The 21,791-nt window shown below is 65.5% G+C and carries 21 protein-coding genes; 12 read left to right on the forward strand and 9 right to left on the reverse strand.

The features are described 5' to 3' along the window. Positions 1-76 precede the first annotated feature (76 nt). Entirely contained in the window at positions 77-1,066 is a 990-nt protein-coding gene (locus ACQ4MJ_RS14500) for a Bug family tripartite tricarboxylate transporter substrate binding protein (RefSeq protein ID WP_121419270.1), read from the reverse strand. A 41-nt stretch (positions 1,067-1,107) separates the two neighbouring features. Beyond that, positions 1,108-2,577: an argininosuccinate lyase gene (gene argH, locus ACQ4MJ_RS14505; protein ID WP_431152206.1), complete on the reverse strand. Its 1,470-nt coding sequence runs from the start codon at positions 2,575-2,577 to the stop codon at positions 1,108-1,110. 52 nt (positions 2,578-2,629) lie between these two features. On the opposite strand from argH, the gene ACQ4MJ_RS14510 reads away from it, so the two are divergent. Together ACQ4MJ_RS14510 and ACQ4MJ_RS14515 are read left to right on the forward strand one after the other, a co-directional pair. Then, positions 2,630-3,928, forward strand: coding sequence for a sensor histidine kinase (locus ACQ4MJ_RS14510; RefSeq protein ID WP_431152205.1), 1,299 nt, complete (start codon positions 2,630-2,632; stop codon positions 3,926-3,928). Beyond that, a complete protein-coding gene (locus ACQ4MJ_RS14515; RefSeq protein WP_055394454.1) occupies positions 3,909-4,667 on the forward strand; it encodes a LytR/AlgR family response regulator transcription factor in 759 nt (252 codons plus the stop codon). The genes ACQ4MJ_RS14510 and ACQ4MJ_RS14515 overlap by 20 nt, the downstream gene beginning before the upstream one ends. Before the next feature lie 59 nt (positions 4,668-4,726). On the opposite strand, the gene ppk2 is transcribed toward ACQ4MJ_RS14515, so the two are convergent. Beyond that, positions 4,727-5,641, reverse strand: a complete 915-nt coding sequence (gene ppk2 / locus ACQ4MJ_RS14520; RefSeq protein WP_218299068.1) for a polyphosphate kinase 2 — start codon at positions 5,639-5,641, stop codon at positions 4,727-4,729. A 119-nt stretch (positions 5,642-5,760) separates the two neighbouring features. Between ppk2 and ACQ4MJ_RS14525 the strand changes: the two genes are divergently transcribed. Continuing rightward, positions 5,761-6,828 (forward strand): transporter, encoded by a 1,068-nt coding sequence (locus ACQ4MJ_RS14525; RefSeq protein ID WP_370628600.1) that lies wholly within the window; start codon positions 5,761-5,763, stop codon positions 6,826-6,828. Between the two features lie 85 nt (positions 6,829-6,913). After that, a complete protein-coding gene (locus ACQ4MJ_RS14530) occupies positions 6,914-7,765 on the forward strand; it encodes a plasmid replication/partition related protein (RefSeq protein ID WP_431152204.1) in 852 nt (283 codons plus the stop codon). A gap of 3 nt (positions 7,766-7,768) precedes the next feature. Here ACQ4MJ_RS14530 and ACQ4MJ_RS14535 read toward each other — a convergent pair whose 3' ends face one another. Continuing rightward, positions 7,769-8,620: a SirB1 family protein gene (locus ACQ4MJ_RS14535; RefSeq protein ID WP_431152203.1), complete on the reverse strand. Its 852-nt coding sequence runs from the start codon at positions 8,618-8,620 to the stop codon at positions 7,769-7,771. A gap of 82 nt (positions 8,621-8,702) precedes the next feature. Beyond that, positions 8,703-10,268: a murein biosynthesis integral membrane protein MurJ gene (murJ, locus tag ACQ4MJ_RS14540; RefSeq protein ID WP_121419265.1), complete on the reverse strand. Its 1,566-nt coding sequence runs from the start codon at positions 10,266-10,268 to the stop codon at positions 8,703-8,705. Positions 10,269-10,467: 199 nt separating this feature from the next. Between murJ and rpsT the strand changes: the two genes are divergently transcribed. Further along, the gene (rpsT, locus tag ACQ4MJ_RS14545; protein WP_008905691.1) at positions 10,468-10,770 is read left to right on the forward strand and encodes a 30S ribosomal protein S20; all 303 of its coding nucleotides are present in this window, start codon (positions 10,468-10,470) and stop codon (positions 10,768-10,770) included. Between the two features lie 267 nt (positions 10,771-11,037). On the opposite strand, the gene ACQ4MJ_RS14550 is transcribed toward rpsT, so the two are convergent. Then, positions 11,038-11,361 carry a DUF3579 domain-containing protein gene (locus ACQ4MJ_RS14550; RefSeq protein WP_121507234.1) on the reverse strand — a complete coding sequence of 108 codons (324 nt, stop codon included), beginning with the start codon at positions 11,359-11,361 and terminating at the stop codon, positions 11,038-11,040. A 269-nt stretch (positions 11,362-11,630) separates the two neighbouring features. Between ACQ4MJ_RS14550 and ACQ4MJ_RS14555 the strand changes: the two genes are divergently transcribed. From ACQ4MJ_RS14555 to ACQ4MJ_RS14565, 3 genes are read left to right on the forward strand one after another with little or no spacing between them, the layout of a single operon-like run. Further along, positions 11,631-12,827: an aspartate aminotransferase family protein gene (locus ACQ4MJ_RS14555; RefSeq protein WP_431152202.1), complete on the forward strand. Its 1,197-nt coding sequence runs from the start codon at positions 11,631-11,633 to the stop codon at positions 12,825-12,827. A gap of 25 nt (positions 12,828-12,852) precedes the next feature. Further along, a complete protein-coding gene (gene argF, locus ACQ4MJ_RS14560) occupies positions 12,853-13,773 on the forward strand; it encodes an ornithine carbamoyltransferase (RefSeq protein ID WP_121507236.1) in 921 nt (306 codons plus the stop codon). A gap of 14 nt (positions 13,774-13,787) precedes the next feature. Next, positions 13,788-14,480 carry an HD domain-containing protein gene (locus tag ACQ4MJ_RS14565; protein WP_431152201.1) on the forward strand — a complete coding sequence of 231 codons (693 nt, stop codon included), beginning with the start codon at positions 13,788-13,790 and terminating at the stop codon, positions 14,478-14,480. A gap of 42 nt (positions 14,481-14,522) precedes the next feature. Here ACQ4MJ_RS14565 and ACQ4MJ_RS14570 read toward each other — a convergent pair whose 3' ends face one another. The 3 genes from ACQ4MJ_RS14570 to ACQ4MJ_RS14580 all read right to left on the reverse strand — a co-directional run bounded on the left by ACQ4MJ_RS14570 (position 14,523) and on the right by ACQ4MJ_RS14580 (position 18,322). Then, entirely contained in the window at positions 14,523-14,927 is a 405-nt protein-coding gene (locus ACQ4MJ_RS14570; protein WP_431152200.1) for a hypothetical protein, read from the reverse strand. A gap of 70 nt (positions 14,928-14,997) precedes the next feature. Further along, complete coding sequence (locus ACQ4MJ_RS14575; RefSeq protein ID WP_431152199.1) at positions 14,998-17,196, reverse strand: TonB-dependent receptor plug domain-containing protein; 2,199 nt, start codon at positions 17,194-17,196, stop codon at positions 14,998-15,000. A gap of 133 nt (positions 17,197-17,329) precedes the next feature. Beyond that, positions 17,330-18,322, reverse strand: a complete 993-nt coding sequence (locus ACQ4MJ_RS14580; protein ID WP_431173646.1) for a GNAT family N-acetyltransferase — start codon at positions 18,320-18,322, stop codon at positions 17,330-17,332. A gap of 191 nt (positions 18,323-18,513) precedes the next feature. On the opposite strand from ACQ4MJ_RS14580, the gene ACQ4MJ_RS14585 reads away from it, so the two are divergent. The 4 genes from ACQ4MJ_RS14585 (at position 18,514) to kynB (ending at position 21,763) form a co-directional block, all read left to right on the forward strand. Then, positions 18,514-19,170: a response regulator transcription factor gene (locus tag ACQ4MJ_RS14585; RefSeq protein ID WP_431152195.1), complete on the forward strand. Its 657-nt coding sequence runs from the start codon at positions 18,514-18,516 to the stop codon at positions 19,168-19,170. After that, positions 19,167-20,594, forward strand: a complete 1,428-nt coding sequence (locus tag ACQ4MJ_RS14590; RefSeq protein ID WP_431152194.1) for a sensor histidine kinase — start codon at positions 19,167-19,169, stop codon at positions 20,592-20,594. The genes ACQ4MJ_RS14585 and ACQ4MJ_RS14590 overlap by 4 nt, the downstream gene beginning before the upstream one ends. A gap of 32 nt (positions 20,595-20,626) precedes the next feature. Continuing rightward, positions 20,627-20,986, forward strand: coding sequence for a YkgJ family cysteine cluster protein (locus ACQ4MJ_RS14595; protein ID WP_431152193.1), 360 nt, complete (start codon positions 20,627-20,629; stop codon positions 20,984-20,986). 123 nt (positions 20,987-21,109) lie between these two features. Further along, positions 21,110-21,763 (forward strand): arylformamidase, encoded by a 654-nt coding sequence (kynB, locus tag ACQ4MJ_RS14600; RefSeq protein ID WP_431152192.1) that lies wholly within the window; start codon positions 21,110-21,112, stop codon positions 21,761-21,763. The last annotated feature ends 28 nt before the right edge of the window (positions 21,764-21,791 follow it).

Genomic DNA, 21,791 nt, shown 5'->3' on the forward strand with positions numbered 1-21,791 from the left:
CCGCAATTCGACCGTTCTCAGGAACAGGAGGATGCAGCGACATCCGCTCGAATGACCACACCAAGCACGCCCTGGCCTACTGCGCCACAAACCCGCTGGTCTTGATGATGCGCGTCCAAGCCTCGGTGTAGGCCGCCTGGCGGGTGGCCAGCTGCTGCGGTGTCATGTAGCCCACCGTGAGGCCCATGGCCGTCAGGTGCTCGCGCACATCCGGCATCGCCACCACCTTGGACAGGGCGATGGAGAACTCGGTGATGAACTTCTGCGGTGTGCCGGTGGGGGCGTAGATGCCGTAGTACGGCAGGTCTTCAAAGCCCTTGAGGCCCATTTCGTCGAACGTGGGCACATCGGGCATGGCGGCCTGGCGCTTGGTGCCGAGCACGCCCACCACGCGCACCTTGCCCGCCTTGTGGTTCTCGATGAAATCCTGCACCGAGGCGACGCCTGCACCGATCTGGTTGCCCAGCATGTCGGCCATCATGGGCGCGCTGCCCCGGTAGGGGGCGGACACCAGGTCGATCTGGTACTTCTGCCCGATCAGCTTGACCAGGAATTCGGGGGTGGAAGCTGGCGCCGGGATACCCACGGCCCCCTTGCCCTGGCCCGCCGTGCGCACCCAGTTGACGTAGTCGCCGAACGACTTGGCGGGCGTGCCTCCAGAGACGGCAAATGCATTCACAAAGGTGGCAAAGCCACCGACGGGAACGAAGTCGCGCACCGGGTCGAAGCCGGCGTTCTTGACCACCTGGGGCAGGATGGAGATGGTGTGGTCGTGCGTGATGAACAGCGTGGTCCCATCGGGCACTGCGGCTTTGAGCGCCTGGGCCGCAATCTGGCCCCCGGCGCCAGGGCGGTTTTCCACCACCACTGGCACGCCCAGTTCATCCTTGAGCTTCTCGGACAAGGTGCGCGCAATGGCGTCCGAACCACCGCCGGGCGGGAACCCCACCAGCAGGCGAATGGGCTTGGCCGACTGCGCCGACGCGAGCCCCACGGTCAGCGCAGCCCCCAGAAAGGCGCTGGTGCGCAAAAGACGGGACAACAGGCTGCGGCGGGATGGGGTCATGGCAAAAGCTCCAAAAGGATGTGCAATGGGCACCGCAAAAATCAGGCCAGGCGTGCGCGATGGCGCTCCAACTGCAGGCGCACCTGCGCGGGGGCCGTACCCCCCAGCGTGTTGCGGGCGTTGAGCGAGCCACGCAGGCTCAGGCACTCGTACACATCCTTCTCGATGGCGGGGTGAAAGCCCTGCAGCACCGTCAAAGGCAGCTCCGACAGGTCGCACGCGTGCGAGGTGGCCGCCTTCACTGCATGGGCCACGGTTTCGTGCGCGTCGCGGAAGGGCAGGCCCTTTTTCACCAGATAGTCGGCCAGGTCGGTCGCCGTGGCGTAGCCCTTGAGCGCGGCCTGCTCCATGGCCTGGGCGTTCACGGTGATGCCGCCTTCTTTTTGGCCCGTGGCGGGGTTCAGCTGGCCGCCCACCATCTCGGCAAAGATGCGCAGCGTGTCCTTGAGCGTGTCCACCGTGTCGAACAGCGGCTCCTTGTCTTCCTGGTTGTCCTTGTTGTAGGCCAGGGGCTGGCCCTTCATCAGGGTGATGAGGCCCATGAGGTGGCCCACCACGCGGCCGGTCTTGCCGCGCGCCAGTTCCGGCACGTCGGGGTTCTTCTTCTGCGGCATGATGGAAGAGCCGGTGGTGAAGCGGTCGGCGATCTTGATGAAGCCGAAGTTCTGGCTCATCCAGATGATGAGCTCTTCGGACAGGCGGCTCACGTGCACCATGCACAGGCTGGCGGCGGCGGTGAATTCGATGGCGAAGTCGCGGTCGCTCACGGCGTCCAGGCTGTTCTGGCACACGCCCTCCATGCCCAGAGTTTTTGCGACGCGCTCGCGGTCCAGCGGGTAGGTGGTGCCGGCCAGGGCCGCGCTGCCCAGGGGCAGCACGTTGGTGCGGCGGCGCACGTCGGCCATGCGCTCTGCGTCGCGCTTGAACATTTCCACATAGGCGAGCATGTGGTGGCCAAAACTCACGGGCTGGGCCACCTGCAGGTGGGTGAAGCCGGGCAGGATCACCTCGACGTTCTGCTCAGCCACATCGACCAGCGACACCTGCAGCTCTTTGAGCAGGTCGCCGATCAAATCAATCTCGCCGCGCAGCCACAGGCGCACGTCGGTGGCGACCTGGTCATTGCGGCTGCGGCCGGTGTGCAGGCGCTTGCCCGCATCGCCCACCAGCTGGGTCAGGCGGGCTTCGATGTTCAAGTGCACGTCTTCCAGGTCGAGCTTCCATTCAAAGGCACCGGACTCGATCTCCGACGTTATCTGCGCCATGCCGCGCTGGATGGAGGCGTGGTCGGAGGCAGAGATGATGCCCTGCGCGGCGAGCATCTCGGCATGTGCCAGGCTGCCTGCAATATCGGCCTGCCACAGACGCTTGTCGAAGAACACGCTGGAGGTGTAGCGCTTGACCAGGTCGCTCATGGGCTCGGAAAACAACGCCGACCAGGCCTGGGCCTTGGTGTCGAGTTGGTTGTGGGACGGCGCAGAGTCGGCGCTGGTGGCTTGGGCTTTGGACATAAGGAGGGCAATAATCCGGAGGTTCAGACACCCGGACAACCCGGGCGCCGCAATGCAAAACACGCAAATTTTATCGACCCAGCCCCCGCTGCCAGATTCTGGCCCGCCAGAAAGGTCTGCGCACAGCGTGCGGGCGGCCGCTGGCGCCGGGCCGGGCGGCCAGCCGCCGCGCGGGCGGGCCCTGGTGTTTGACGCCTGCCAGGTGGGCGTGGTGCTGCGGGCCGTGCTGTTCGTGGAGCTGGTGGTGGGCGTGGGCGCGATGTATGGGGCGGGCAACCCTGTGGAATGGCTGGCCACCCTGGCACTGCTGACGGGCGGTGCGCTGCCCGCCACGCTGCTGTGGCTGGTCACGGCCTGCAGCCTCAAGACCGTGCTGCAGCGCCTGACCACCGTGCAGCAATACCTGGCGGGCGTGCTGCTGGGTGCCCTGGCCGGGGCCTATGCCTGCGGCATGCTGGCGCTGGTGGCGCAGCCCACCTCGGCCCCCTGGCTGGCCAGCGCCGCCACGGGCGCGCTGCTGGCCGCCATGCTGGTGGCAGCGCTGGTGCTGCGCGCGCGGGGCCGCACGCCCGCGGCCACCACGGCGCGCCTGACGGAGCTGCAGTCACGCATCCGCCCCCATTTTCTGTTCAACACGCTCAACAGCGCCATCGCGCTGGTTCGCGAAGAACCGGCCAAGGCCGAATCGCTGCTGGAAGACCTGTCCGACCTGTTTCGGGTCGCCCTCATCGAGCAGGGTGAATCGACCACGCTGGCCGAAGAAATCACGCTCGCGCGCCGCTACCTGGGCATCGAAGAGGTGCGCTTTGGCAAACGCCTGCAGGTGCAGTGGAACCTGGACCCCCGCACCGACGGCGCCCGCCTGCCCCCGCTGCTGCTGCAGCCCCTGGTGGAAAACGCCGTCAAACACGGCGTGGAGCCCAGCGACCGGGGTGGCAAGCTCCGCGTGCTGACCGAGCTGCGCGGCAGCCGTGTGGTGGTGCGCATTACCAACACCCTTCCCCCCAAGGAAGGCAAGAACAGCCATGGCAATGGAGAAGACACCGCGCCCCGCGGCCACGGCATTGCGCTGGCCAATGTGCGTGCGCGGCTGGCGCTGCTGCACGATGTGCAGGGCGAGTTCACCGCTGGCGTGCAGGACGGCCTCTACCAGGTGCGCATTACCCTGCCCGCCCCCGACCCCCAGCCCCGCCCCCGGGGTGGGCGCAGCACAGCACCGCCCGCGCGCCGCAGTTCTGGCAACCCCGGCAACCGCCATGGCAGCCGCGCGGCGCCGTTGCAGCGCCGCATGGTGGACAGCCCCAACGACAACAACAGCCCCTTGAGAGACCATGAACATCCTGATCGTTGACGACGAAGCCCTCGCCCGCAGCCGCCTGCGCACCCTGCTGGCCGATTGCGCCCAGGCCCAGCCCGCTCAGCGTATGACGGTGGCCGAGGCCTCCAACGCGAGCGAAACCATGGCACTGCTGGGGCCCACGGGCGGACGGGGTTTTGACCTGGTGCTGCTCGACATCCACATGCCCGGCCAGGACGGCCTGGCCCTGGCCCACACCCTGCAGACCCTGCCCCAGCCCCCGGCGGTGGTGTTTGTGACGGCCCACGCCGACCACGCCGTGAGCGCGTTCGAGCTGGACGCCACCGACTACCTGACCAAGCCCGTACGCCGCGAACGCTTGCAGCAGGCACTGGCCAAGGCGCAGCGCAGCGCACGCCCTTCCGCACCCGCCCAGGCGCCCAGCCTGCCCGAAGGCGAAACCCTGCTGATCCAGGACCGGGGCCGCACCGAACGCCTGCCCCTGGCCGAGGTGCTGTACTTCAAGGCCGAGCAGAAGTACGTGACCGTGCGCACCACCACCCGCAGCTACATCATGGACGGCTCGCTCAGCGAGATAGAAACCAAGTTCGCCCCGCGCTTCCTGCGCATCCACCGCAATGCGCTCGTGGCCCGCCGCGCCGTACGCGCACTGGAGAAACACTACGACCCCGAAGAGGGCGAAGGCTGGGCGGTGCGGCTGCAGGGATCCACCGAATTGCTGGCGGTCTCCCGCCGGCAAGTCGCGGCCGTGCGAGAGGAGCTGGCGCGCTGATTTTGGCCGCTAGCGCTTGATAGACAAGCGCAGATAGCTATTAATTTGATAGCAATTCTTCAATACACCTCGGGCACGTACATGCTCGCGGGCACCGGCTGGCGCAGGTATTCGGGGTTGCGCACCCGCTCGGGCAGCACCACGGTCGGATGGGGCACGTCCTGGTAGGGCAGTTGCGACAGCAGGTGGGCGATGCAATTGAGGCGGGCCTTTTTCTTGTCCACCGCCTGCACGACCCACCAAGGCGCCTCGGGGATGTGGGTGCGCTCCAGCATCGTCTCTTTGGCCTTCGTGTAGGCCTCCCAGCGCACGCGGCTTTCCAGGTCCATGGGGCTGAGCTTCCACTGCTTGAGCGGGTCGTGGATGCGGCCCAGAAAGCGCAGATGCTGCTCTTCGTCGGTGATGGAGAACCAGTATTTGACGAGTGTGATGCCCGAGCGCACGAGCATCTTTTCAAACTCAGGCACGGTGCGGAAGAACTCTTCGTATTCGTCGTCGCTGCAAAAGCCCATCACCCGCTCGACGCCCGCACGGTTGTACCAGCTGCGGTCAAACAGCACCATCTCGCCGGCCGCAGGCAGGTGCGCCACATAGCGCTGAAAGTACCACTGGGTGCGCTCGCGGTCGTTGGGCGCAGGCAGTGCCGCCACACGGGCCACGCGCGGGTTCAGACGCTGGGTGATGCGCTTGATCACGCCGCCCTTGCCGGCTGCATCGCGTCCCTCGAACAGGATCACCACCTTCTGGCGGCTGTGCTGCACCCAGTCCTGCAGCTTGACGAGTTCGCCCTGCAGCTGGAACAGATCCTTGAAATACTGCTGGCGCGCCAGGCGATCGGTGGGCTGCGGCGCGCCGATGTCGTCCACATTGCGGTCCTCGATCTCCAGCTCCAGCTCTTCGTCGTAGCTGTCGATGAGGTCGTTGGCGATGCGCTGCATCAGCTCCTGGGTGTCAAGGGTGTTGCTGTGGAACATGGTGCCGTCCGGCGGTGCAAAAAAAGATGGCGCCATGGTGGTACCGCCAAGTGACAGGACCGTGACACGGGTGTGATCTGTCACGGCCATGTCATGTGCAGCAGCCAGGATGCAGGCCCGTGCCCTCCGCTCCCCCCGCCCCTCACCGCCCCAACGCTGCGCCTGCAGGCAACAGCCTGAACTATGGGGGTGATGCCGCCGGGCTCATCTGCGGCTACCTGCTCGCCGCAAACACCGCGCCGCGCGAGGTCGATACCGTGCAGGCGGCGCAGTGGCTGGCAAGCATTCCATCAGGAGCCGCACCGCAAGGGCAGTTCCTGTGGCTGCATTTCAACCTCAGCCACGCGCAGGCCGTGCGCTGGATGGAGCGGCATGCCGACCTGCCCGAAGCTTTTTTTGACGCGCTCAAGGACCGTTCTGTGTCCACCCGCATCGAGCGCGACGACGACACCCTGATTGCGGTGCTCAACGACGCGCACTTTGACTTTGCGTTCGAGCCCTCGGACATCGCCACCCTGTGGACCAGCGTGGCGCCGCACCTGATGGTGACTGGGCGCACACGCCCGTTGCGGTCGGTGGACGCACTGCGCACCGCCGTGCGCAGCGGCAATGCGCCCTGCTCCAGCGTGGCCCTGCTGGCCGAGCTGATGCGCACGCAGGCCTCGGGTCTGGTGGACATCGTGCGCGGCGTGACGCAGCGCATCGACGACGTGGAAGACGCGTTGCTGGCCGGGCGCCTGGACCACAAACGCGCACGCCTGGGTGTGCTGCGGCGGCTGCTGGTGCGGCTGCAGCGGCTGCTGGCGCCCGAACCTGCTGCATTGTTCCGCCTACTGCAGCATCCCCCGGCGTGGATGGGCTCGGACGATGCGCAGGAGCTGCGCGACTCCACGGAAGAGTTCTCGGTGGTGCTGCGCGACATGCAGGGACTGCAAGAGCGCATCAAGCTGCTGCAGGAAGAGATCGCAGCCAGCGTGCAGGAAGCCAACAGCCGCAGCCTCTTTGTGCTGACGGTGGTAACCGTGCTGGCCCTGCCCATCAACATCCTGGCCGGCCTGTTCGGCATGAACGTGGGCGGCGTGCCGCTGGCCGACAACGGGCATGGCTTCTGGATCATCGTGGCAGTGGTGGCGGCCTTTACAGCGGTAGCGGGCTGGCTGGCGCTGCGGGGCACGCGAGACCAGTAGTGCCCAGGGCGGCGCCCTGGCCCAGGACTCTTGTCGGGGCCTCTACAATCGCGCCCCTTCCCCGCTCCCGATTGCCTGCCCTGCCATGAACATCGTCGTCAACGAAGAACTCAAAGCCTATATCGAACCCCTGACCCCCGACGAGCACGAGGCGCTGGAGCGCAGCATCCTGGCCGAAGGCTGCCGCGACGCGCTGGTGCTGTGGGGCGATGTGCTGGTGGACGGCCACAACCGCTATGGCATCTGCCAAAAGCATGGCCTGCCGTTCCAGACCGTGCAAAACCCGCGCTTTCAGTCGATGGAAGACGTGCACCTGTGGATGATCGACCAGCACCTGGGGCGCCGCAGCGTATCGGATTTCCAGCGCGGCGTACTGGCGCTGCGCAAGCGCGAGATCATGGCCGACCGCAAGGCCCGCGCAACGACGGCCGCAGACACCGAAGCGGCCGCCACCACCCCTGACACCCCCGAAGCTGCGGCCGCCCTGCCCGCACCCTCGCCCCTGGACAGCCGCGAAGCCATTGCCAAGGCCGCGCGCCTGAGCAGCAGCCAGGTGGTGATGATCGAAAAAATCCAGAAGCAGGCCGCACCGGAACTGGTGGCGGCCGTGAAGTCCGGCACCATCTCCATCAATGCGGCAGCTGCCGTAGCCACGCTGCCCGCCGAGGAGCAGGTGGCAGCCGTCGTGGCAGGCAAGGACGAACTCAAGCAGGCCGCCAAGCGCGTGCGCGAACTCAACAAGCGCAAGCCACGCGAAGAAGCGCCATCGGACGAAAGCCCTGCGGCCAAGGACGCCAGCCCGGGCGCTGAAGCGGGCGCCGATGAACTGCAGGCCCTGCGGGCCCGCGTGGCAGAACTGACGGCAGAGAACACCGAGCTGCGTCGGCAGGTGGCGCAATTGCAGGCGGCACTGCCAGAAGGCAGCGCGCCGTTCTGAGCGTTAGCCGTTGGCGTTGCGCAGCGCGCTCAGCCGGTCAGCGATCAGGTCGATGTCGAGCCCGTCTTCGGCGTGGGCCAGGTAGGCTTCCAGATCGGCCATCGCTTCGAGGGTGTTGCCCCGCTCGGCATGGGCCAGCCCCCGATCCCGCCGCTCGCCCCAGGCGTCAGGCAGCAGCACGATGAGCCGGTCGAGCACGGTGATCAAGCGCTGCCAGTCGTGCTGCGTGCGGTGCACCTCTTTCAGATTGCGCAGCATGCGCGCAATGATGTCGCGCGGTGTGGCCGCCTGCAGGTACAGGCCCAGCGGCACGTCGTAGTCGTCCACCAGGCCGTTGCGGCGCTTGTAAGGCTCCAGCCGTTCGGCAAGCTCTTCGCGGCTCAATGACTGGCCCGAGATCGGGTCCAGCACCACCTGTCCTTTGGGCATCAGCACCTTGACCATGAAGTGCCCGGGGAATGCAATGCCCCGGGCATGCAGGCCCAGGCCCTGGGCCAGCTCCATCCACAACACGGCCAGGCTGATGGGGATGCCCCGGCGCGTTCGCAGCACGGCGTTGAGATAGCTGTTTTCAGGGTCGTAGTAGTTATTGATGTTGCCGCCAAAGCCCAGGTCGACAAAGAAAAACTGGTTGAGCGTACGCAGGCGCTGCAGCGCAGGGGCATCGGCAGGCAGGCGGCGCTTGATGCGCGCAAGCAACTGGTCCATATCGCCCAGCAGTTGCTGCATGTCGAGCTCAGGGTATTCGTCCTGCGCTAGGCTGGCCGCTGCCTCCAGCAGCGGGAAGTGATCATCGCTTTGCACCAGCGATGCAAAGTACTCCAGCGAGGTGGGTACGGAATAGCTCAGTGACATGGTGGTGTTGTAAGTGCCGGGGCGGGCGGCGTCAAGCGACAGAAAGCCCTTCTTGACAGGGCATTTGTGGCCTTCGGTGAAATCAGCGCCGCAGCAACTGGCGCAGCTTGAGCCCGGCTGCCCACAGCGCGCCAAAGTACAGCACGGCAGCAGCAGCCATGAGCGCCGCCAGCAACCCTATCCGCTGCAGGGTTTGCCCCCTCATTTCCACCCAGTCGAAATGCTGCGCACCCCATACCAGCAGCACGGCCAGCAAGGCGCTCGCAGCGATCACCTGCAGGGCGAACTTGCCCCACCCCGGCAGGGGCCGGTAGCTGCCGCGCCGCAGCAAACCGATCAACAGCCAACCGGCATTGATGAGTGCGCCAATGCCGATGGTCAACGTCAGGGCCGCATGCTGCAGGTAACGCACCAGCACCAGGTTCATCAACTGGGTCAGCACCAGCACCGCCACCGCAATGAGCATGGGGGTACGCATGTCATGTTTGGCATAGAAGCCCGGCGCCAGCACCTTGATGGCCACAATGCCCACCAGGCCCACGCCATAACCCGTGAGTGCCAGGGTGGTTTGGCGCACGTCCTGATCGCCAAAGGCCCCATAGTGGTACAGCACCGCCACCAGCGGCTCTGAAAAGACCAGCAAGGCCACCATGCAGGGCACGGACAACAGCACCACCAAGCGCAGCCCCCAGTCGAGCATGGCCGAGTACTGGTCGTCGTCCTGCTTGGCGCGGGCGCTGGCCAGTTGCGGCATCAGTACCACACCCAGCGCCACGCCCAGCAGCGCGGTCGGCAGCTCCATCAGGCGGTCTGCGTAGGTGATCCAGCTCACGCTGCCTGTGGGCAGGTGCGAGGCAATCTGCGTATTGATCAGCAGGGATATCTGCGCCACGCTCACCCCCAGCAGCGCGGGCAGCATCAGCCGTGCCACTTTGCGCGTGGTGGGGTCGGACCAGGCGGCACGAATGGCCGCCCAGCGCACCCCAATGCGCGGCAGCAACCCCAGGCGCACCAGCGCAGGCACCTGGATGGCCAGTTGCAGCAAGCCACCCAGCATCACCCCCGCCGCCTGGGCGTAAATGGGCTCGATGCCATGGCGGGAAAACCAGGGTGCGCCCACCGTGATGGACAGGATCAGTGCGATGTTGAGCAGCACCGGCGACGCCGCCGGCACTGCAAACTTCTTCCAGGTATTGAGAATGCCCCCCGCCAGCGCCACCAGCGACATGAAGCCGATGTACGGGAACATCCAGCGCGTCATGGTGACGGCGGCGTCAAAGCCCTGGGGCGACTGCTTGAGCCCGCTGGCCATGCCCCACACCATCCAGGGGGCGCCCAGCACGCCAGCAATACACAGCAGCACCAGCGTCCATGCCAGCAAGGTGCCCACATGGTCGATCAGCGCGCGGGCACTCTCTTCGCCCTCCTGGGCACGGGTGGCGGACAGCACCGGGACAAAAGCCTGGCTGAAGGCGCCCTCGCCCAGCACCCGCCGGAACAGATTGGGGATACGAAATGCCACATTGAAGGCGTCCGTCATGGCACTAACCCCAAAGACGGAAGCCATGAGAAGCTCTCGCACCAGCCCGGTGATGCGGGAGGCAAGGGTCAAAAGGGAAACGGTGGAGGCGGCTTTGAACAGTGACACGGGCGGGAGTGTATTCCCCCTGAGCCGCTTCGCACCTTCCCCCAGAGGGGGACGCACCCTGTGGCCTGGCAGAGCCAGTTCCAGGGGTACGCTAGCGATGGCGCTACGCCGGTTTTGAACACCATGGCGATGAACAAACAGCCTTGGGCTATAATCGCGGGCTTTGCTGGCATCATCCACAGACCCAAGGAACTAAATCATGGCATCCGCTAAACCCAAGAAAAAGAACCCGCGCCTGGCGTCGGGCCGCAAGCGCGTCCGTCAGGACATCAAGCTCAACGCTGCGAATACCTCGCTGCGCTCCAAATACCGTACCGCTGTCAAGAACGTCGAAAAGGCTGTTCTGGCTGGCGACAAGACCAAGGCGACCGAACTGTTCGCCAAGATGCAAGCCGTGGTGGACACCGTGGCTGACAAGGGCATCTTCCACAAGAACAAGGCTGCTCGCGACAAGAGCCGTCTGTCTGCCAAGGTGAAAGCCCTGGCACTGGCAGCCGCCTAAACCAACCCCTCCGCCTGCCCCGGCAGGCAAACAGCCCGAACGGCATGTGCCGTTCGCCGTTTGTAACGGGTGCGCTGCCAGCAAAAGAAAAACGAATTAAACCGCCTTCGGGCGGTTTTTTCGTTTCTGGACGGGAAGGAAGGGCCGAGCCAACAGAGCCGGACGCATGAGGGCCCCGCTTTGGGGCAGCCCATGCTGAAATCCGTGAGAGAGCCAGCGCAAAGGCCGACAAAGACTGGCCCGCAAGCGGTCAGGACACAAGCCGGCTCAGAGCTTGGAGGACGGGGGATCGGGCAGCAGGCAGGCTTCAGCCACCTGCAGATTGTTGTCGCGCGCGAAATTGATGACGAAATCCCAGGCCATGGGCTCGTGGCCCTGCAGGTCGCGGTGCACCACCACACATTTCACGCCATTGAGCGTGGTGGGAATGCACCAGGGCGAGTAGCTCAGATGGCTGCCAGGGCGCGCTCCGCCGGGGCGGAAACTGCTCATCACCCCGGCCAGCCGCTCGGCCCAGTCGCTGGGCCGAAAGGTTTTCCCATCGTGGGTGATGCCCTGAATAAAGACTTCTTTGGAGGAGGGGGAAACCATCGGGGATTGGAGTGGTAGTGAGCGCGCCAGACACAGGATCACTGCATGCTGCACCGCAGCGCGACATTCTAACTCTTATATAAGAGCTGACTCCCTAAACCCTGCGTCGGGCTGCACATAGGGGCCAAAACTCAGGTAGTGCCCGCATTGCAGTGATGCGCAATCTTCAACAGCCATGCACCGGGCTCCCCCTAGAATCGTGCTTCGCTTTTTCGGGTTTCATACAGGCCACAAGCCAACCCATCACCGCACCGTCTGGAGATTTCTGCATGACCGCTACCACCCCGGCAGCTTCGCCCCACGTGATGAACACCTATGGCCGCGTACCTATCGCGCTGGCCCGTGGGCAAGGCTGCCGAGTCTGGGACGTGAACGGCAAGGAATACCTCGATGGCCTGGGTGGCATCGCCGTGAACACGCTGGGGCACAACCACGCCAAGCTGGTGCCCGCGCTGCAGGACCAGATCACCAAGCTGATCCACACCTCCAACTACTACCACGTGCCGCTGCAAGAGCAACTGGCCGCCAAGCTGGTGGAGCTGTCGGGCATGCAGAACGTGTTCTTCTGCAACTCGGGCCTGGAAGCCAACGAAGCCGCGCTCAAGATCGCGCGCAAGTTCGGCGTGGACAAAGGCATCGCCAAGCCCGAGATCGTGGTGTACGAGAAGGCCTTCCACGGCCGGTCGATTGCCACCATGTCGGCCACGGGCAACCCCAAGATCCACAGCGGCTTTGGCCCGCTGGTCGAAGGTTTCATCCGCGTGCCCATGAACGACATCGAGGCCATCAAAAAGGCTACCGAAGGCAACCCCAATGTGGTGGCCGTGTTCTTTGAAACCATCCAGGGCGAAGGTGGCATCAATTCGATGCGCGTGGAATATCTGCAGCAGCTGCGCACGCTGTGCGACGAGCGCGGCTGGCTCATGATGATTGACGAAGTGCAGTGTGGCGTGGGCCGCACCGGCAAGTGGTTTGCGCACCAATGGGCAGGCATCGTGCCCGACGTGATGCCCCTGGCCAAGGGCCTGGGCTCGGGCGTGCCGATTGGCGCAGTGGTGGCTGGCCCCAAGGCCGCCAACGTACTGCAGCCCGGCAACCACGGCACCACCTTTGGTGGCAACCCCCTGGCCATGCGCGCAGGGGTCGAGACCATCCGCATCATGGAAGAAGAAGGCCTGCTGCAAAATGCGGCCACGGTGGGCGACCACCTGCGGGCAGCGCTGCAGCGCGAACTGGGCAGCCTGCCCGGCGTGAAGGAAATTCGCGGCCAGGGCCTGATGCTGGGCATTGAACTGAACAAGCCCTGCGGTGCACTGATTGGCCGCGCTGCGGAAGCCGGCCTGCTCCTGTCGGTGACGGCCGACAGCGTGATCCGTTTGGTTCCCCCGCTGATCCTGACCACCGCCGAGGCCGACGAAATCGTCGCCAAACTGACCCCGCTGGTCAAAGCTATCCTGGCCGAGTAATCGGCCGGCACCGAGACACAAGCCCATGAAACATTACCTACAGTTCAACGACCTCACCGCCGACGAATACACCTACCTGTTCGAGCGTGCCGCGCTCATCAAGAAGAAGTTCAAGGCCTACGAGAAGCACCACCCTCTGGTAGACCGCACGCTGGCCATGATCTTCGAGAAGGCCAGCACACGCACTCGCGTGAGCTTCGAGGCCGGCATGTACCAGCTCGGCGGCAGCGTGGTGCACCTGACCACCGGCGACAGCCAGCTGGGCCGCGCCGAGCCGATTGAAGACAGCGCCAAGGTCATCAGCCGCATGGTGGACCTGGTGATGATCCGGACCTACGAGCAGGCCAAGATCGAGCGTTTTGCCGCCAACTCCCGCGTGCCGGTCATCAATGGCCTGACGAACGAATACCACCCCTGCCAGATCCTGGCGGACATCTTCACCTACATCGAGCACCGTGGCTCCATCCAGGGCAAGACGGTGGCCTGGGTGGGCGACGGCAACAACATGGCCAATACCTGGCTGCAGGCGGCTGCGCTGCTGGGCTTCAAGGTGCATGTGAGCACACCCCGTGGCTACGAAATTGATGAGAAATTGGCCGCTGGCGCAGGTGGGACAAGTGCAAGCAGCTATCAATTTTTTAGCAACCCGCTTGAAGCCTGCCAAGGCGCCGACTTGGTCACTACCGATGTGTGGACCAGCATGGGCTACGAGGCAGAAAACGAAGAGCGCAAAAAGGCGTTTGCCGACTGGTGCGTAGACGCCGAGATGATGGCCGCCGCCAAGCCTGATGCGCTGTTCATGCACTGCCTGCCTGCGCACCGGGGCGAGGAAGTCGAGGCGGATGTGATCGACGGGCCGCAGTCGGTGGTGTGGGATGAGGCAGAGAACCGGATGCACGTGCAGAAGGCACTCATGGAGTACCTTCTGCTCGGCCGCATAGCCTGATTTTTTGGCTCTCCATGCCTTGGCGTCGCCAGCCCGCCCACAGCGCTGAACTGCTGGCACACTGGGCATCGCTGGGCCAAGCACTCGGCCGGGATACACCGGCGTGGCGTAAAGAGGGGCGACGGCTTGTGCTCAGTTGGGCGCGCTGGCCGCGCGCCTACCACGACACCACCCACCTCTGGGCCTGCCTGCGGCATTGGCACGCGGTGCAGGATCAGCAACCCGCCGCACTCGACAACCCCCAAGCTGTTGCGCTGGCCCTGTGGTATCACGATGCCATTTACTGGCCGTGGAGCAAACACAATGAAGAGCGCAGCGCCGACTGGGCAAGCCGCTTCATCCTGGGCCAGGGCCTACCCGCCACGCTGGCGCAAACCGTGCACCAGCACATCCTCGACACCCGCCACACCCCCGGCCCACTCACGGGCGATGCACAGTGGGTGGTCGACATCGACCTGTCCATCCTCGGCCAGAGCGACGCGGTGTACCGCCAGTTCGAACGCAATGTGCGGCGCGAATACTTTTTTGTGCGCTGGCCGCATTATGTGGCGGGGCGCAGTGCGGTGCTGCAGGGGTTTCTTGACCGGCCGCGCATTTACGGCAAGGAACTGCTTTACCAACGGCACGAAGCCCAGGCGCGCACGAACCTGAGCCATGCGCTGGAGGCGCTGACCGAAGGGCGGCTCTACGGCCCGGAGACAAAGTAACGCGCTGTACCGGAAACCAGGGTCGGGCGTGACAGCGCTACATCAGTCGCAGGACTGAAAGCGCTTGCATTCCGGCACTGCGTGAATGCTGGTCAGCGTATTTTCACCATCGATATTTCGGGCCGTGAACTTAACCCACGCCCCCTCGGGAATGTCAGCCAGAAGCTCCCTGTCGCGCACCGTGAACGTCTGCGTGGTGAACGGAATCTTGGAGCGCGGCAGCAGCTTCAAACGCACCAGCAGTCGGCCGTCCCGATCAGGCTGAACGGACACTAAGCGGGCCCGCGTGAAAACCGGTTCTGCCGTGGCAGCGCCTTGATCAACCTGCTTTGCAGAGCCAAACGGTGCGGCGACTGCGTCGGCCACCATGGCGCAGCACAGCGACGCTGTGACCACAAGTACAGAGAGTTGGCTAGAAACTGCTGCAAACCTCGTTCCTGTTTTCATGCTGACCTTTCTCGCTCACTCGGCTGACTGAGAGCGCTGACGGACGCTACACCACCGTTGCGCAGCGAGTTCAAAACTGCGTCCCTACGGTCAGGTACGCACGCGGCGTCCACTGCATGCTGCTGCGGCTGACCACAGGCACCGCGCCCGAAGCATCCACGCGATCTCGGCGGAAGTGCGCGTCGCCCACGTTGTACACGCCCAGCCGCCAATATCCCAGTCCGCGTACCAGCTGCCCCACGTAGAAGTCCAGCATGGCGTTCGCGCGGTTTCGGCCGGTGAGTGTGGAGTTGATGTCCTGGTCGGCACGCCCGGTCATGGTCAACGTGGCGCCGCCATACCAGCCGCCGGTGCGCGGCATGGGTTTGGCAGCGGTCAGCGTGGCCACGTAGCGTGCCTGCCCGGGGATGCGCCGCCCTTCATTGGGCCCGCTGGTCATGCGCGATTGCAGCAGGCTCGCGTTGGCCGACAGCGTCCAGTCGCGTCCCAGGCCCAGCCAAGCGAGCCCCGTGCGGGCATCCGCTTCCAGGCCCCAAACCATCGCGTCGCCCACGTTCGCACGTTGCTCTACCCATCGCGATCCGTTCAATTGCAGCGTGGGCGCCAGCACATCGCTCATCTGCCGCACAAACAGGTTCAGGCCTGCGTGGCCGTTGGTCAGGCGCCGCTCGAAGCCGGTGTCCAGCGTCCAGGCTACCTGCGGGCGCAGGTTGGGGTTGCCGATGGTGTCGGGGTTGCCCAGGCTGTTGCTGCCCTGACTGGGGATGACCCGGTCCACCAAGTCCCACACGCGCGGCAGCTGGGTGACGCGGGCGAGGTTCACACGCCACTGCAGGTCGTCGGACAACGGCGTGCGGGTGTGCAGCGATGGCTGGAGGATGTTCCACTGCTTGCTGCCCGCCACTGCCGAGCTTCCCCCGTTCAGCTCCACACGCTCGCCGCGCAGGCCCAGCGTGAGCGTGGTGCTGGCCGGCAGCTCCCATTCGTTCTGCCCCCAGACCACCCACCGGCGGATGCCAGCGTCCAGGCCCGAGTTCACCGGCAGGGCGCCGCTCGCGGTGGTGCTGACGAAGAGTTTGCGGTCTTCAAATTGCGCCCCGGCACTCCACAGCAGTGCATCGGCCGTGCCGGTGAGCTTGCTGCTGAGGCTCCAGACATCCTCGCGCCGGTCGTCCACAAAGCTGTAGCTGTCGGTGACCACTGCACCGCCCGCGCCAATGTTGCGCAACAGATCTCCTCTGCGGTCCACGGTGTCGCTGGCCCGGCTGGCGGTCAGCGTGGTTTCGAGCTTGCTGGCAGCAAAGCGGTGTGTCCAGTCGGCGGCTGCTTGCAGATAGCGACGGTCGTACTGGTGCGACTCCTGCGAGTTCAGGGCATATGTGCCATCGCCACTGCCCACGCTGTCGGCTGTGCCGCCAAAGTCAGCCTTGCTGAGGGTTGCCCGCAGCGTCACCTGGTCTGCCGCCCCCAGCTTCCCGCTGATGCGCGGCACCAGCGCGTAGTCGGTGCGCTTGTAGCGGGCGCTGGTGTCGGACTGCGCCACGTCAGCCCCGTCACGCTGCGTGCTGCGGTGCGTGTCTGAACCCAGCAGCAGGCCTGTTGCAGACGCAGCGACGAAGTACGACCAGGGCTGGCTGGCCTCCGCTTCGCGAGGCTCGTCGGCGCCCGTGGAAGTTGGTCCCAAGGGTCCGGTGCGCGAGAAAAACGCCTGCCCCGCATTGCGGCCCCACACGTGGTTGTCGGTCAGGCGCAGCGTAGTTTCACGCTTCACGGTGGCCTGGCGCAACACGATGTTGAGCGTGCCGCCCGTGGCGCCCGAGAACTCTGCGCTTGGCGCGCGCACCACCTCGATGCGTTCGATCAGCTCGGGCGGCAGCTGGTCAATGGGCAACTGCGTGCGCTTGCCGCCCACGCGCTGGCCGTCGATGAGCAACTGCGTGGCACCGCGCTCCATGCCGCGCATGCGGATCTCCACGCTGCCGTCAGCACTTGGCGTCACCTGGACGCCCGGCAGCTGGCGCAGCACGTCGGCCACCGAGAACGCGCCCATTTGCTCGATGTCGCTGCGGTCCACCACCACCAGCGACCCGGCTGCAAAAAAACGCTGCTCCAACGACCTGCGTGCCGTGACCGTGACGCCATCAAGCGATGGCGTAGCGCCGCCCGTTCCCTCCGGCGTACCCTGCGCCCATGACGAACTCCCTGCCGCAGAGGCCAAGCACGTCGCCCAGATGGCAATGCGATGGCTGTTGTTTATTGTTTGCTTCATAGATGCCCTCTCTGCGCCAGATTGTCCGAGGGCAAGGCTTAAGCGCAGCCTAAGACCTATGCCTGTGCCCCTGGGTGTCGCTGAACTGCAGCATCCACGCGACAGGTGATTCCGGAGCCAACGCACGCCGCGACTACAGCTTGGGCACCTCCAACGGCTTGCGGTAAATCGTGTTGCGCTTGACCACCTGAAAGCCGCAGTCCGCATACACACGATTAGCGCCCGTCAGGTTCTCACCGTCCACCGCCAGCGCCGACCCGGCCATCCCTTCGTCGGCCAACAGGCGGAGGCTGCGGGCGATCAATGCCCTTGCAAGACCGCGTCTGCGCCACTTGCGCCCCACGCTGATGAACTCGGTGTAGCCCCGGCGCCGTGACAGATGGCGGTTCTCATCCTCGTTGATATACGTGCGGACTTGGCCTGCGACCTCATTGCCCTCCCACGCCACCTGCCAGCGCGCGGGCCGAAAAATCTTGCTCTCCAGCCAGGTGTCGTAGTCGCGTGGCAAGGGCGGCACCATTCCCCAATGGTCTTCAAATGCAGTGTGGTGAGCGTCCCAAATGGCGCGGTAGTGCTCGGGCAACACCGGCCGCAACTCCAGCCCTTGCGGCAGGGGAAAGTCCGGCGCAGCATGCAGTTCGGTATTCAGCATTTCGAAGAAGTACCGCATTGGCGCATAGCCTCTGGCCTGCAGCAGCTTCGCGCGCGCTTCCTCGCCTTGCTGCACATAGGCATGGTGCACGTGCGGGCCGCCCGGCTGCTGCGCTGCCACGGTGTGGTGCCGCCGCTCAATCCAACCTTGCAGCACACGGCCAATGCCGCGCCCGCGCCAACGCCCGGGCACAAAACCGATTTGCGCGTGCAGCGTCAACCCGTCGGCCTGGGTAAACCGCCAGCACCGGCCATAGCCCACCAGCTCGCCATCCAGCTCGGCCATGATTGCGTCGTGATACGGATCACAGTTGGTGAAGGCGGCGTAGTCGCGTGCCAGGTCTTCGGGCGCGCGGCGTGCGAGCACCCCGTCGGCATCAAAGCTGGCATTGGCCACCTCGGCCATGGCCGGGAAGTCCGACGGGCCGCGAAACGGCCGCAGCACCAGCCCTGAAGGGGCCGATACATTCGTCATCGATTTGTCATCACCCACAAGAGCATCCTCCCCAGCTTCTTCCATTCATTCTTCTTCTCCCTCAAACGTCGGTGCGCGAGTCACGTTGGGCTGCGCCCGCTGACATTGTGCAAACCACAGCCTTAACGCCAGCCAAAGACACCGCTTCAGACAACGCCCCGCAGGCTTTGCACCCGCCACAATCGCACCCCATGCACATTCTGCTCATCGAAGACGATCTGGACCTGGGCCGCGCGCTGCAGTCCGCGCTGAAGGTGGAGGGCCTGACCAGCGAATGGCTGCGCCGCACGGTGGATGCCCCGGCCACTGTCGACGCCACCACCATCGACTGCGTGCTGCTGGACCTGACGCTGCCCGACGGCAGCGGCTTCGGCCTGCTGGCACGCTGGCGGGCGCAGGGCGAGCAGGTGCCCATCATCGTGATCACCGCGCGCTCGGCCGTGGAAGACCGGCTGGCCGGGCTGGATGGCGGGGCCGATGATTTCGTGGTCAAGCCTTTTGCTACGGCCGAACTGCTCTCGCGCATCCGCGCCGTGCTGCGCCGCAGCGCCCGCCAGGCCAGCGAGCGCTGGGTGCTGGGCGAGCTGGTGATCGAGCCCCGCCGCCACGCAGTGCAGCGCAACGGCTCAGTGCTGGATGTGTCACCGCGCGAGTTCCAGCTGCTGCTGGAGCTGGCGCGCGAGCCGGGGGTGGTGGTGTCCAAAAGCGTGCTGTCGCAGCGGCTGGACCCGCTGGGCGAGCCCGTGGACTTTGGCGCCATCGAAGTGCATGTGTCCAACCTGCGGCGCAAGATCGGGGCGGAGCTGATCCGCACGGTGCGCGGCGTGGGCTACTTGCTGCAGCCATGACACGTCCCTTCTCTCTTTCACGCCATCTGCAAACTACCTGGGCCAAGCTGACCGAGCCCACGCTGGTGCGCCGTAGTGTGGTGTCGGTGCTGCTGGCCTTTGTGCTGGTGTGGGCGGTTCTGCTGGCCTACATCTTCGTCACCTACAAGCATGCGATTGCCAATGACCCAGGGCTTCAAAAGTATGGCGATGCGCTGCTCGTATCGCTACAAAACATTGCAGACCCCGGGCAAGCGGCCGCAGCTATCGCATCGACCGAAGCATGGACGTACATACGGCGCAGGCAAGGCGGTGTTTTTCCTGGCAAGACGTTGCATGCACTCAGCGATACGGCAGGGCAGCCGGTGTATACCTCGCCTGAGCTAAAGGACCTGACATTGCCTTCCGCGCAACCCACAGCAGTCGGCGTGATCATTGAAACAAGCACGGGCGGCAGCGTTTATCGAATCTACACGGGCCGCAACGCCCGGTGGGCCTTGCAGGTGTTTGAGCCCAAACGTACGGATTCCGCGTTTCTGGCCTACAACGGCCGATTCATCCTTCCCTATCTGCTACTGGCCATGCCGTTCGTACTGCTTCCCGTCTGGCTCTCGGTGCGCAACGGCCTGCGCCCCTTGCAGCGACTAGCACGCCTGATTGCCCAGCGCGGCAAGGACGACCTGCAGCCCGTGGGCTTCAACGCCCGCCACCGCGAACTCAAGCCCCTGGAGCAGTCGCTGGACCACCTCTTCGCCCAGTTGCGCCAGAAGGTGGAGCGCGAGCGCGCCTTTGTGCAGGACGCTGCGCACGAGATCCGCACGCCGCTGGCCGTTATCACTGCCCAGGCCCACGTGATGGCCCGCTCGCCCATCGAAGAGGAACGCATGCAGGCCCAGGCGCACCTGGAGCAGGCCATCGCCCGCACCTCGCACCTGGCACAACAACTGCTCGACCTGGCCGCGCTGGACGACGCACAGCGCCCCGCACCGCGTGACCTGGACGTGGCGCAATGGCTGCGTGGCGCGCTGGCGCAGGCCGCGCCGCAGGCGATGGAGCGGCAGATCGAGCTGTCGCTGGACGCGCCCGACACCTTGCCCGCCCGGCTAGACCAGCCTGCGCTCGAATCCATCGCCCACAACCTCATCGACAACGCGGTGCGCTACACGCCTGACGGCGGCAACGTGGCGGTGGCACTGTGGCGCGAGGGCACGGCGCTGCACCTGTCGGTGCAGGACGACGGGCCGGGCATCGCGGCCACCGAGCAATCGCATGTGTTCGAGCGCTTCTACCGGGGCCTGGGCCATGCCGCCAACGGCTCGGGCCTGGGCCTGGCCATCGTGCGGCAGGCGGTGCTGCGCATGGGCGGGCAGGTGCAGATCGGTGCGGGCCTGAACGGCCGGGGCGTGGGCTTTTTCGTTAGCATTCCCCTCCCGCACAGCGCCTGACGGCCCCGCCGTAGGCCCACCGCCCGCCCCGCATGTCCGACGACGCGACCACGATGACCACCGCCGATTCCACCCACCCGTGCCTGAGCTGCGGCGCCTGCTGCGCCAGCTTTCGTGTGGACTTTGCCGTGTACGAGATGCAGGCAATGGGCGGCACGGTGCCCGACGGTCTGGCCCTGGATGTGAACGGCAGCACCTGCCGCATGCGGGGCACGGAGCAAGTGCCCATCCGCTGCGCCGCGCTGACCGGCCAGGTGGGCCAGCAGGTGGCCTGCAGCATCTACGAACTGCGCCCGGCGCCCTGCCGCGAGTTCTCGGCGGGCGACTACGCCTGCCACAAGGCGCGTGCGCGGCACGGGCTGGCGCCGCTGGCGGAAGGCACCGGCTTCTGAAGTGACACCCTCCAGCAGCCGGGCTACTGCCGCATCAAAGTAGTTTAGGCTTCAACAAAAAATCGACCAGGTGTTGGAAATAACCGACACCACGGGTTTTTCGGGACATGCAAACTTTGTCCCATGCCAACGCCCTCCTCCCCCACCGCCTGCCGACTTTGGGACATCTCGCCGCCCGTGTTTGCGGGCAGCCCCGTGTTCCCCGGCGACACGGCCTACAGCCAGCAGTGGTGCGCCACCATCGGCCCCGGCTGCCCGGTCAACGTGAGCGCGATCACGATGTCGCCCCACGTGGGCGCCCACGCCGACGCACCGCTGCATTACGACGCACAGGGCGCCACCATCGGTGACGTGTCGCTCGACGCCTTTCTGGGCCCCTGCCGCGTGGTCCACGCTATCGGCTGCGGCCCGCTCATCACCTGGGAGCACATCGCCCACGCGGTGGATGGCACCCTGCCGCAGCGCGTGCTGGTGCGCACCTACGAACACATGCCTGTGGACCGCTGGGATGCCCAGCTGGCCGCCTATGCGCCCGGCACCATCGAACGCCTGGCCGACCTGGGCGTGCTGCTGGTAGGCATCGACACCGCCAGCATCGACCCGGCCGACAGCAAGACACTGGAGAGCCACCAGGTCATCCGCCGCCGGGGCCTGCGCGTGCTTGAAAACCTGGTGCTCGACGCCGTGCCCGAGGGCGACTACGAACTCATTGCCCTGCCGCTCAAGCTGACCACGGCCGACGCATCGCCCGTGCGCGCCGTGCTGCGGGCGCTGTAGCCCAAAAATCTCAAGCTTTTTTGGCCTC

Source organism: Acidovorax facilis (assembly GCF_050626955.1).
Lineage (GTDB): Bacteria > Pseudomonadota > Gammaproteobacteria > Burkholderiales > Burkholderiaceae_C > Acidovorax > Acidovorax facilis.